The organism is Streptomyces sp. NPDC058373, assembly GCF_042723275.1.
Taxonomy (GTDB): domain Bacteria; phylum Actinomycetota; class Actinomycetes; order Streptomycetales; family Streptomycetaceae; genus Streptomyces.
Window position 1 is genome coordinate 79,657 of record NZ_JBHXJE010000025.1, and the last position, 10,453, is coordinate 90,109.

The window sequence follows — 10,453 nt, forward strand, 5'->3', positions numbered from 1 at the left end:
CCGACGGGACCCCGGTTCCGCGACGCTCCGCCCGGCGCCCGGGGAGGTGCACCGTTCCCCGGGTCAGTCCTCGTCGTCGTGGCGGGCGCGGCTGGGCTGCACGCGGCGGGGTTCGCCGGGCATCTTGGGGTGGTCGGGCGGGTAGGGCAGGTCCTCCAGGCCGTGTTCGCGGGCGTCGCGGGCGGCCAGTTCCAGGAGGGTGTCGAGGCGGTAGGCGTGGTCGTCGATGTCGGCGTGGACGTCGCCGAGGGCCGCGTAGCGGTCCTGCATGGTGAGCAGGTCGAAGTCGCGGGGGTCGGCGTCGTCCAGCTCGTCCCAGCGCAGCGGCGCGGAGACCGGGGCGTGCGGTTTCCCGCGGACGGAGTAGGCCCCGGCGATGGTCCGGTCCCGTGCGGTCTGGTTGTAGTCGACGAAGATCCGCTCGCCGCGCTCCTCCTTCCACCAGGCCGTGGTGACCTTGCCGGGCATGCGGCGCTCGACCTCGCGGCCCAGCGCGATGGCGGCCCTGCGCACCTCCACGAAGGGCTCGACCGGCTCGATCGGGACGAAGACGTGCAAGCCGCGGCCGCCGGAGGTCTTGGGCCAGCCGCGCAGGCCGTACTCGTCCAGGACCTCGCGCAGCGTCTGCGCGGCGGCGACGGCGTCGCGGAAGTCCGTGCCGGGTTGCGGGTCGAGGTCGACGCGGAGCTCGTCGGGGTGCTCGGTGTCGGGGGCGCGGACGGGCCAGGGATGGAAGGTGAGGCAGCCCAGGTTGACGGCCCACAGAACGGCGGCCGGGGACTCGGGGCAGATCTCGTCGGCGTGGCGGCCGCTGGGGAAGGAGATGCGGGCGGTGTCGAGCCAGTCGGGCTTGTTCTTCGGCGCGCGCTTCTGGTAGAAGAACTCGCCGTCCACGCCGTCGGGGAAGCGCTGGAGGGTGGTGGGCCGGCGGCGCAGGGCGCGGGTGACGCCGCCTTGGACGGCGAGGAAGTAGTGGGCGACGTCGAGCTTGGTGAAGCCGCGTTCGGGGAACCACACCTTGTCCGGGTGGGAGAGCCGCACGGTGTGGCCGTCGACCTCCAGTTGCACCGCATCCGATCCCATGCGGACACCGTAGGCCGCCAGCAGATATGCCGCATATCGGGCAGACTCGGGGTATGGACCTGCCGGTGATGCCCCCTGTGAAGCCGATGCTCGCCAAGTCCGTGGCGCGGATTCCGCCGGGGATGCAGTACGAGGCGAAGTGGGACGGCTTCCGGGCCCTGGTCTTCCGCGACGGGGCGGAGCTGGAGCTCGGCAGCAGGACCGGCAAGACGCTCACCCGGTACTTCCCCGAGCTGGTGGCGGCGCTGCTGGAACGGCTGCCTCAGCGGTGCGTGGTGGACGGCGAGATCGTGATGGCACGGGGCGGGCGGCTCGACTTCGAGCTGCTCTCCGAGCGCATCCACCCGGCCGCCTCCCGGGTGCGGATGCTGGCGGAGCGGAACCCGGCCTCCTTCGTCGCCTTCGACCTGCTCGCCCTCGACGACGAGGCACTGACCGCGCGCCCGCTGGCCGAGCGGCGGGCACAGCTGGAGGAACGGCTCGGCGAGGCGGAGCCGCCGCTGCACATCGCTCCCGCGACCCGCGACCCGGAGCTGGCGGAGCGCTGGTTCGAGCAGTTCGAGGGGGCGGGGCTGGACGGAGTGGTGGCCAAACCGCTCAACCTCGGGTACCGGCCGAACGAGCGGGTCATGTACAAGATCAAGCACGAGCGCACCGCCGACTGCGTGGTGGCCGGGTACCGCACGCACCGGGGCGGGACCGGCGTCGGCTCACTGCTGCTCGGCCTCTACGACGGTGCGGGCACCCTCCAGCACGTCGGCGTCTGCGCCGCGTTCACGGCGCGGCGCCGCACCCAGCTGGTCGGCGAGCTGGAGCCGCTGCGGCTGGAGTCGGCGGCCGACCATCCGTGGGCGGCGTGGGGCGAGGCGGCCGCCCACGAGGAGGCGCGGCTGCCGGGGGCGCCGAGCCGCTGGTCGGGGACGAAGGACCTGTCCTGGGTGCCGCTGCGCCCGGAGCGGGTCTGCGAGGTGGGGTACGACCACATGGAGGGGACGCGGTTCCGGCACACCACGCAGTTCAAGCGGTGGCGCCCGGACCGCACCCCGGAGAGCTGCACGTACGCGCAGCTCGCGGAGCCGGTCCGGTACAACCTGACGGCCGTACTGGGCGAGCGCGGCTGACCCGGCCCGTCAGGCCAGGCCCAGTTCCGCCCCCTCGCCGAGGGGGACGAAGGCGGCGGCCACCGCCTCGTCGGTGACGGCGTCCAGGGTGGCGGGCACCCACCGGGGGGCGCGGTCCTTGTCGACCACCTGGGCGCGGACGCCCTCGGCGAGGTCGGGCCAGGTCAGCGCGTGCGCGGAGACGCGGTACTCCTGGTCGAGGACCTCCTTGAGGCCGGGCAGCGCGCGGGCCCTGCGGAGTGCGGCGAGGGTGGTCTTCAGGGCGAGCGGGGAGCGGCCGCGGACCGCCTCGGCGGTCTCCTTGGCGGCGGGTTCGCCCGACTCCAGGAGCCGTTCGAGCCCCTCCTCGACGGTCGGCGCCGACCAGCAGGCGTCGATCCAGCCGCGCTGGGCGGCGAGTTCGCCGTCCGGGGCGGGGCGGGCCAGGCGGGCGACGGTCGCCGCGGCGTCCTCGGCGGGCGGGGCGTCGGACAACGCCTCGATCAGGGCGGGGAGTCCGTCGGAGGGGAGGTAGTGGTCGGCGAGGCCGCAGTGCAGGGCGTCGCCCGCGCCGACGCCCCGGCCCGTGAGGGCGAGGTGGGTGCCGAGTTCGCCGGGGGCACGGGAGAGCAGGTAGGTGCCGCCGACGTCCGGGACGAAGCCGATCCCGGTCTCGGGCATGGCCACCAGGGAGCGCTCGGTGACGACGCGGAGGCTGCCGTGGGCCGAGACACCGACGCCGCCGCCCATGACGATGCCGTCCATGAGGGCGACGTAGGGCTTCGGGTAGCGGGCGATGCGGGCGTTGAGGCGGTACTCGTCGCGCCAGAAGGCGAGGGGGGCCTCCACTTCGCCGCGCAGGGCGTCCTCCCGGATGGCCCGGACGTCGCCGCCCGCGCACAGGCCGCGCTCCCCGGCGCCGTCGATGACGACGGTGGTGACGGCCCGGTCGTGCTCCCAGGCGTCCAGGGCCTCCGCGATCCGGAGCACCATGGCGTGGTCGAGGGCGTTGAGCGCGCGGGGCCGGTTCAGGGTGATCCGGCCGACCCGCCCCTCCACGCGTACGCGAACCGCTTCCTCCGTCATCGCCGTCCCCTCTCCCGTTCCCACCAATGATCACCCCACCCTAGGCGGTGGGGCGGTCCGGCAGAAGTGCCGGTCAGAGGCGGGGGCCGGGGCCCTGGCGGGTGCCGGTGGCGCCGGAGACCCGGCGCAACAGGTCGAGGAAGGGGGTCCGTTCGTCCTCGGCGAGGGGGCCGAGGAGGTCCTGGGTCGTCCGGTGCGTGCTCTGGGGAGGGGCGGTTTCCACGCGAGCGGGCGGGCCCGGGCACGTCGCGGTCCGGCCCCGCTCAGCGCAGGCCGCGCCCCTCGCGGAGGAGGTCCCGGGCGCGGGCGGCGAGGGTGTCGGCGCCGCAGGCGCGGGCGAGGGTCAGGCCGCGGGTCAGCTCCGTCGCGTCGCGGGCGGCGATGCCGTAGGCGACCCGCGCCTGGGCGTGCTCGTAGGCGGACGGGGAGGATTCCAGGTAGGCCACGGAGCGGGCCAGCAGGCTGGCGGCGCGCTGGCCGCTCTCCAGCGCGGCGGCGCACCGCAGCGCCTCCCCTATGGCGGTGTCGGTGCCGAACCGCTCGGCCTGGCGGCGGGCGTCGGCGGCCAGTTCGGCCGCGCGGCGCGGGTCGCGGGCGGCGACCGCCTGGGCGAGGTGGAGCTGCCAGGGCGCGAGGACGGTGTTGTAGCGGTCGGTCTCGGCGGCCGCGTGCGAGGCCGCCTCCAGCTCCTCGATCGCCTCCTTGGTGCGGCCCTGCGCGAGGAGCAGCCGGCCGCGGACCGACTGGGCGTCGGGCAGGATCAGTGTCGACGGATAGGGCGGGCCGAAGTGGTAGCGGTCGGCGATCTCCTGGGCCTTGCCGAGGTGGCCGCGGCAGAGCAGCGTGTCGATGAGCATGCAGGCGGCGTCCCAGTGCATGGGCAGCTCCTCGCCGACCCGGTCGGCGAGCCTGAGGCTCTCCCGCAGGAAGCCCTCGGCCTCGACCAGCCGGCCGCGCCGGCGGTGGACGTAGCCGACGAAGGCGTGGGCGATGGCGAGGTGGCCGCCGCTCCAGCCGGAGATCTCGTAGATCCGCAGGGCTTCGCCGAAGAGGGCCTCGGCGCGGTCGAGGCGGTCGGCGAAGAGGTAGCTGCCGCCGAGCATGATGAGGAGTTCGAAGCTCCACTCGGTGTCGGTCCAGCCGAGGCCGGGGGCGAGGCGGCCGTTGACGAGGGCGCGGTCGCAGAGTTCCACGACGAGTTCGGCGTTCTCGCCGCGCGTCATGGCGTCGAAGGCGCGGAGGATGAGCAGGGCGCGCTCGGAGTTGTCGCGCCCGGTCAGCGGCTGGGCGATCTCGCGCAGGACGCGGGAGCGTTCGAGGGCGTCGGCCTCGCCGGTGTGGATGCCCTCCCACATGTAGTGGACGGCCTGGAGGCGCATCCGGTCGGGGCCGGGCTCCAGCCGGGCGGCCTCCCGTTCGATGGTGTGCACGGCGTCGCTGACGTGGCCGAGGTGGACCAGCGCCTGCGAGAGGCGGCAGACGGCGTCGATGCGGGTGCTCGGCGCGAGGCCGTCCATGGCGAGGGCGGCGCGCAGGTGGGCGACGGTTCCGTGGGGCGAGGTGAGCAGGGCGGCGCAGCCGAGTTCGTAGAGCACGGTGGCGTGCGTCTCGGGCAGCGGGGGCTCGGCCAGCGCCCGCTCCAGGCAGCGGTAGGCGGCCTCGGGGGCACCGACGGCGAGGTGTTCGCGGGCGGCGCGGCGCAGTTGGTCGACGATCTCCGGGTCGTCGTCGGGGTGCACCTCCAGCAGGTGGCGGGAGGCTTCGGCGGCGCTGCGCCCGGAGCGGCTGACGGCCCAGGCGGCCTGGCCGTGCAGGGCGGTGCGGGAGGCCGGGGGTACGGACTGGTAGACGGCGGTGGCGATCAGCGGGTGGACGAATTCGAGGGCGTCGTCGCCGCCGGTGAGGATCCGGGCCTCGCGCAGCAGGCGGGCGCAGTGGGCGGCGTCGTCCTTGCCGAGGCCGGTGAGTTCGGCGGCCAGCCGCAGGGTGATGCTGGTGCCGAGGACGGCGGCGGACCAGGCGAGGCGGGTGGCGTCGGTGCCGAGCGCTTCGAGGGTGGCGACCAGGCCGTCACCGCGCGCCTTGGCGTTGAGTTCGCGCAGGGCGGCGGCGGTCGACTCGACCGGTTCCATCCCGGCGCCCCGGACCTTGGCGAGGAGTTCGACGGTCTCGTACGGGTTTCCGCCGGTGACGGCCCAGACCTCGCGGCAGAACGGGTCGTCCGCGCGGGGGCCGAGCGTGGCGCGGGTGAGCCCGGCGGTGGCGTCGGGGGTGAAGGCGGTGAGGGTGGCGAGGCTGGTGCCGGGGCGCGCCGCCCGGCCCACGGTCTCCAGGTGGCGGGCGCTCTCGCCGGTCGCCTCGTCGTCCCGGTGGGCGACGACGAGCAGCACGGGCAGCTCGTCCAGGCGCTGGGTGAACGCGGCGAGCCAGCGCAGGGACTCCTGGTCGGCCCAGTGGGCGTCGTCGATGACGAGGATGAGCGGCCAGTGGAGCGTGACGAGGCGGCTGACGGCGGCGACCAGCCCGTCGACCACGCCCTGCGGGTCGGCCTGGCGGCCGCCGGGCTGGGCGATGCCGAGGGCGGGGCCCACGATGTCGTACCAGTCGCCGAGGTACTCGCGGGCCTCGACGGGTCCGAGGGAGACCAGGGCCGGCTGGAGGAGCTGGCGCACCACGTGGAAGGGGACGGAGGTGACGGTCTCGCCTGCGCGCGCCGTCCAGACCGTGCAGCGGCCGGCGGCGATCCGCCGGACCTCGCCGAGCACGGCTGTCTTGCCGATGCCCGCCTCGCCGGTGAAGACCAGGAGGCCACCGGTGCTCCGCCCCTCGCAGAGCCCGTCGACCGCGGCGGTGACGGCGGCGAGTTCCGCGTCCCGCTCCCAGAGCGGTCCGGACGGTACGGCCTCCGCGTGCTCCCGTGCCATGCCGCTCCTCCCCCGTCAGATCGCGGTCCGGCGCCCGGACCTGGCTGCGCTGCGGCTCCGAGCGTAGCCAACGGCACGCGCCCCTGGTGCACACTCCGTGCGTTCACTGGTGCGGGGGGTGAAGCATCGGGCGGCAATCAGGGGCATTGGCGGCATTCGGGACGGACGGTCGGCGTCTGACCCGCGAAGTGGCGTGGCCGTGCCCGCATTTCGCCCCGCCCCCTCTCATGACTCCCTCACTCCGGGCTCATACTGTGGCGCCCATGACACAGGTGACTCCCCCCGGCTGGTACCCCGATCCCGGCCACGCAGGTGACGGCCCCCGCCAGGAACGCTGGTGGGACGGCGGACGGTGGACGGAGAGCCTCCGCCCGGCGGGGGCCCCGGCTGCGCCGGCCGGCGCGCCGACCGCTCCCGGCTGGGGCGGTCCGGCCCCCTGGGGCCCCGGCGGGCCCGGACCCGGGCAGCCGTACGGTCCGCCGCCGAAGGGCCGGCGGACGGCGCGGACGGCGGTCGCGGCGGTGGTCGGCCTGGTGGTGCTCGCCGGGATCGGCGGCGGCGTGTACGCGTTGACCCAGGGCGGCTCGGGCGACCGGGCCTCCCAGGGGCCGCGCGACGACGCGCCGCAGGAGCGGAAGGGGCCCGGTGACGGCGCGGCCGACGCGGCGACCGACGGGGTGAGCGGGATAAGCCTGCCGGTGCTGGAAGGGTGGACCGGGACGTCCGGGGAGGCGGGGGCGAGCGTGACGACGACTCCGTACCCGTGCCCGGGGACGCCGGAGCAGACCTGCGTGCGCAGCGGGGCCTTCTCGATGCCCGCGCAGGCGGCCGGGGTGAAGGAGAGGACGGCGCGCGCCACGGCGGAGGCAGACATCGAGGCCAACGCCGAGGAGGCGTACGGCGGCCGGACGTACGGGAAGATCACCTCGCACGAGGAGGTGGCCGCCAAGGCGGTGACGGTGGCCGGGGAACGCGGGTACCTGGTCCGCTGGAAGGTGGAGACGGAGGCGGGCGTCGACGGGTACGTGCAGTCCCTCGCGTTCCCCTCCCCCGCCTCCCCGCAGCTGATGGTGCTGGTCCGTTTCGGCCTGGACGACCACCCGAAGGCCCCCAGGCCGACCGTGCTGGACCAGATACCCCGGGCGATACAGAAGGCCGAGCTGGGGTCGGGGCCCGGCCGGGAGGTCTGAGCCACCTGGTCCCGGGGTTGGGTCTCGGGGGTGTCTTCACAGTCCTGTGCGGTGTCCGCGGTGTCCGGTGCGTGCGCTCGGCGCGCCGGGCGGAAGTCCTCGTACTGGACATACTCGGGCTTCGGCCCGGTGCGGCGAGAGTACGTGCCGGACACCGTGGGCGCCGTGCGGGGCTCTGAAGACACCCCCGAGGGGCTGGGGAGAAAGGGCTCGCCTCCAGGGCCCCGGGGGCCTGGCGCAGCTCCGGACGCGGGTCGGGGCCGCGCCTGGTCCTGGGCCGACGCGAGCCCGGAGGGGCAGGGCAGGCGCCCTCGGAACGACGGCCCGCGTGAGGGTCGTCCACGCCCCCCGGACCGGGGTTCCGCACCCGGCCGGGTCCGGCCCCGCCCGGTGGGCAGGAGGCCGGGCGGGGCTCCCTCCGCTCAGAGGAGTCCCCGCCCGGTCCTGCGGCGCGCCGCGCCCGTCCCCACGGAGCGGCGCCTCGGGCCGTCGTCCCTCATCCGCGAGGACGGCGGCCCCGTCTCTCATCCCCCGTCGGCTCCCGCGCCGCCGGGGGAGACCCGGGCGGGCGCGGTGACGCCCAGCGCGGGCAGGATACAGATGTCGACAAAGCGCTGAAGGTATGCGGTGTCCTCGGCGGCGTGGGGCCTGCGGCCCTCCAGGACCGGCCGGACCCGCAGGACGCCGAAGACCTGTGCGGCGACGAACTCCCGGGCGGGATGACCGGCGGGGATCTCCCCGCGCTCCTCGGCCCGGTCCAGCATGGTGTCGATCATGCCGACCTCGGGGTGGATCAGCGCTTCGCGCAGCGCCTGCTGGAGGTCCTCGTCCTGGAGCACGGCGTGGGCGAGCGCCTGCACCAGGAGGCTGTCGCGGTCGCCGCGCTCCGCCCCGGCGCGCGCGGCCTCGCGGAGATCCCCGGCGAGCGAGCCGGTGTCGATCCCGGAGAAGCGGACGCAGCGCTGGGCGCGCAGGGCGGCGGCGACGAGCTGGGGCTTGCTGCCCCACTGGCGGTAGAGGGTGGACTTGCCGCAGCGGGTGCGGGCCGCGACGCCCTCCATGGTCAGGGCTTCGTAACCGCTCTCGCGGAGCAGGTCGAGAGTGGCCTCGTACAGCTCGCGCTCGCGCTCGGGGGTGATCTTGGAGCGGGGGGAGGAGAGCCCGCTGCGCTCTTCACTCTGCGACGTCATACGCCAACCCTCTCGCCTCGCGATGGCGGGCCGCTGCCGGACGGACCGAGAAGGCCCCTTTCCCGCCACACAACCCATCGATACGCCAGTGTACCGATACGTTCGCGTATCGGTACACTGGCGTATCGATCCGGCCGCCGACCCGACCGCATCCGCCGACCGCACCACATCCACACCTTCAGCAAAGGGGCCGGGGCATGACAGCCCGTTCCGCGCCTGCCGCGGAGGACCGGCCGGACCTCGCGTCCCGGCCACCGCTCGTCCGCGAGCTCCTCCTCGTCGCCGGACTCTTCCTCGTCTACAAGTGCGGCCGCCTGCTCGCCGCCGGCGAGACCGCCACGGCCTTCCACCACGCCGACGGCGTCTGGCACGCCGAGCGCGCCCTGGGCCTCCCCGACGAGGGCACCGTCCAAGCCCTCCTGCTGCACAGCGACACCCTGGTGCGGATCGCCAACACGTACTACGCCACGGTCCACTTCCCGGCGACCGCGCTCTTCCTCGCCTGGCTGTACTGGCGCAGGCCCCGCCACTACCTGTGGTCCCGGCGCGTCCTGGCGGTCGTGACCGGCGCCGCCCTCGTCCTGCACCTGCTGGTGCCCCTGGCCCCACCCCGCATGCTCGACGCGGCCGGGCTGGTCGACACCGGCCAGGTCTACGGCCCCACGGTGTACGGCGCGGCACCGGAGGCCGATCCGCTGGCCAACCAGTTCGCGGCGATGCCCTCCCTGCACTTCGGCTGGGCGCTGATGGTCGCCGTCGGCCTGATCGCCGCCACCCGCTCCCGATGGCGGTACCTGTGGCTGCTCCACCCCGCCCTCACCCTGCTCGTCGTGGTCGGCACCGCCAACCACTACTGGCTCGACGCCCTGGCCGCCACCGGCCTGCTCGCCGCCGCCCTCGGCGGCGTCCGGCTGTCAGAGACGGCCGCCTCGCGGGGGCACCTGCTCGGGCGCGCCCCCCTGCCGGGCGGCCCCCGATGACCGTCGATGTGGCCGTCGCGGTCGCCGTCTCCCTGGTCTCCGCGCTGGCCTACGCCGCCGCCGCGGTCGCCCAGGAACGCCTCGCCGCGCGCACCGTGCCGGACGGCGTCCGGCGGCTGCCGCGCCTGCTGGCCACCGGGACCTGGTGGGGCGCGGTCGGCCTCAACGCCACCGGAGCGCTGCTGCACGTCGTCGCCCTGCGGTTCGGGCCGCTCACCCTGGTGCAGCCGCTCGGCGCGCTCACCCTGGTGGCTGCGGTCCCGCTGGGCGCGCGGTACGCGGGCCGCCGGGTGGCCCGGCTCGAATGGCGCGGCGCGCTGCTCACCCTCGGCGGACTCGCCCTGCTGATGTTCGCCGCCTCCGGGCCCGCCCCCGAGGACAGCCTCACCCTGGGCGAGGCGCTGGCGGTCGGTGCCACGAGCCTGCTGCTGATCGGCGCGCTCGGCAGGCCGGGCCGGGGTCCGGGACTGCGCCACGCCACGGCGTCGGGGATCGCCTCCGGCATCGCCTCGGCGCTCACCCAGACGGTCACCGTCGCCCTGGCCGAACCGGGGCGGGCGACGCCACCCCTCGCCCAGACCGGCCTGGTCGCCCTGCTGGTCGCCGCCTTCGCCACGGCCGGGCTGCTGCTGGCGCAGAGCGCGTACCGGTCCGGGCTCGGCGCACCCCTGGCCGTCGTCACGCTGGCCAACCCGGTGGCCGCCTCGGTCGTCGGCCTGACCCTGCTCGGCGAACGGCTCCAGGGCGGAGCAGCGGGGGTGCTGCCCGCGCTGGCCGGGGCGCTGGTCGCGGGGCGCGGCGTGGTGGCGCTGAGCCGGGCGGCGGCGCGGGCGCCGGGGGCGCTCCGGGAGGCGGAGGACGCCGGGGGCGCGGGGCCGGACGCGGGCTCGGCGGGGGCGC

Annotated in this window: 9 protein-coding genes; 4 read left to right on the plus strand and 5 right to left on the minus strand. The window is 75.5% G+C overall.

Annotation, left to right across the window (positions count from 1 at the left end):
- Positions 1–63 precede the first annotated feature (63 nt).
- The gene (gene ligD, locus ACFWMZ_RS16535) at positions 64–1,083 is read right to left on the minus strand and encodes a non-homologous end-joining DNA ligase (protein WP_383202195.1); all 1,020 of its coding nucleotides are present in this window, start codon (positions 1,081–1,083) and stop codon (positions 64–66) included.
- A 53-nt stretch (positions 1,084–1,136) separates the two neighbouring features.
- Here ligD and ACFWMZ_RS16540 point away from each other — a divergent pair, with 53 nt between their 5' ends.
- On the plus strand, positions 1,137–2,204 hold the full coding sequence (locus ACFWMZ_RS16540) for an ATP-dependent DNA ligase (protein ID WP_383202197.1): 1,068 nt from the start codon (positions 1,137–1,139) through the stop codon (positions 2,202–2,204).
- Positions 2,205–2,213: 9 nt separating this feature from the next.
- Here the strand turns inward: ACFWMZ_RS16540 and ACFWMZ_RS16545 are convergent, their stop codons facing one another.
- The 3 genes from ACFWMZ_RS16545 to ACFWMZ_RS16555 all read right to left on the minus strand — a co-directional run bounded on the left by ACFWMZ_RS16545 (position 2,214) and on the right by ACFWMZ_RS16555 (position 6,193).
- Positions 2,214–3,269, minus strand: a complete 1,056-nt coding sequence (locus tag ACFWMZ_RS16545; RefSeq protein WP_383183654.1) for an enoyl-CoA hydratase/isomerase family protein — start codon at positions 3,267–3,269, stop codon at positions 2,214–2,216.
- A 73-nt stretch (positions 3,270–3,342) separates the two neighbouring features.
- A complete protein-coding gene (locus ACFWMZ_RS16550; protein ID WP_383183652.1) occupies positions 3,343–3,492 on the minus strand; it encodes a hypothetical protein in 150 nt (49 codons plus the stop codon).
- Between the two features lie 40 nt (positions 3,493–3,532).
- The gene (locus tag ACFWMZ_RS16555) at positions 3,533–6,193 is read right to left on the minus strand and encodes an ATP-binding protein (RefSeq protein ID WP_383202200.1); all 2,661 of its coding nucleotides are present in this window, start codon (positions 6,191–6,193) and stop codon (positions 3,533–3,535) included.
- Positions 6,194–6,456: 263 nt separating this feature from the next.
- On the opposite strand from ACFWMZ_RS16555, the gene ACFWMZ_RS16560 reads away from it, so the two are divergent.
- A complete protein-coding gene (locus tag ACFWMZ_RS16560; protein WP_383202204.1) occupies positions 6,457–7,383 on the plus strand; it encodes a DUF2510 domain-containing protein in 927 nt (308 codons plus the stop codon).
- A gap of 524 nt (positions 7,384–7,907) precedes the next feature.
- Here ACFWMZ_RS16560 and ACFWMZ_RS16565 read toward each other — a convergent pair.
- The gene (locus tag ACFWMZ_RS16565; RefSeq protein ID WP_383183646.1) at positions 7,908–8,573 is read right to left on the minus strand and encodes a TetR/AcrR family transcriptional regulator; all 666 of its coding nucleotides are present in this window, start codon (positions 8,571–8,573) and stop codon (positions 7,908–7,910) included.
- 197 nt (positions 8,574–8,770) lie between these two features.
- Here ACFWMZ_RS16565 and ACFWMZ_RS16570 point away from each other — a divergent pair, with 197 nt between their 5' ends.
- Together ACFWMZ_RS16570 and ACFWMZ_RS16575 are read left to right on the plus strand one after the other, a co-directional pair.
- Positions 8,771–9,553 carry a phosphatase PAP2 family protein gene (locus ACFWMZ_RS16570; RefSeq protein WP_383183644.1) on the plus strand — a complete coding sequence of 261 codons (783 nt, stop codon included), beginning with the start codon at positions 8,771–8,773 and terminating at the stop codon, positions 9,551–9,553.
- The coding region (locus tag ACFWMZ_RS16575) for a DMT family transporter (RefSeq protein WP_383202207.1) at positions 9,550–10,453 on the plus strand (904 nt) is incomplete at its 3' end. The genes ACFWMZ_RS16570 and ACFWMZ_RS16575, both read left to right, overlap by 4 nt.

Excerpts from the sequence above, each read along its gene's own strand:
- ligD (WP_383202195.1), bottom strand. The coding sequence starts at position 1,083 with ATGGGATCGGATGCGGTGCAACTGGAGGTCGACGGCCACACCGTGCGG.
- ACFWMZ_RS16540 (WP_383202197.1), top strand. The coding sequence starts at position 1,137 with ATGGACCTGCCGGTGATGCCCCCTGTGAAGCCGATGCTCGCCAAGTCC.
- ACFWMZ_RS16545 (WP_383183654.1), bottom strand. The coding sequence starts at position 3,269 with ATGACGGAGGAAGCGGTTCGCGTACGCGTGGAGGGGCGGGTCGGCCGG.
- ACFWMZ_RS16555 (WP_383202200.1), bottom strand. The coding sequence starts at position 6,193 with ATGGCACGGGAGCACGCGGAGGCCGTACCGTCCGGACCGCTCTGGGAG.
- ACFWMZ_RS16560 (WP_383202204.1), top strand. The coding sequence starts at position 6,457 with ATGACACAGGTGACTCCCCCCGGCTGGTACCCCGATCCCGGCCACGCA.
- ACFWMZ_RS16565 (WP_383183646.1), bottom strand. The coding sequence starts at position 8,573 with ATGACGTCGCAGAGTGAAGAGCGCAGCGGGCTCTCCTCCCCCCGCTCC.
- ACFWMZ_RS16570 (WP_383183644.1), top strand. The coding sequence starts at position 8,771 with ATGACAGCCCGTTCCGCGCCTGCCGCGGAGGACCGGCCGGACCTCGCG.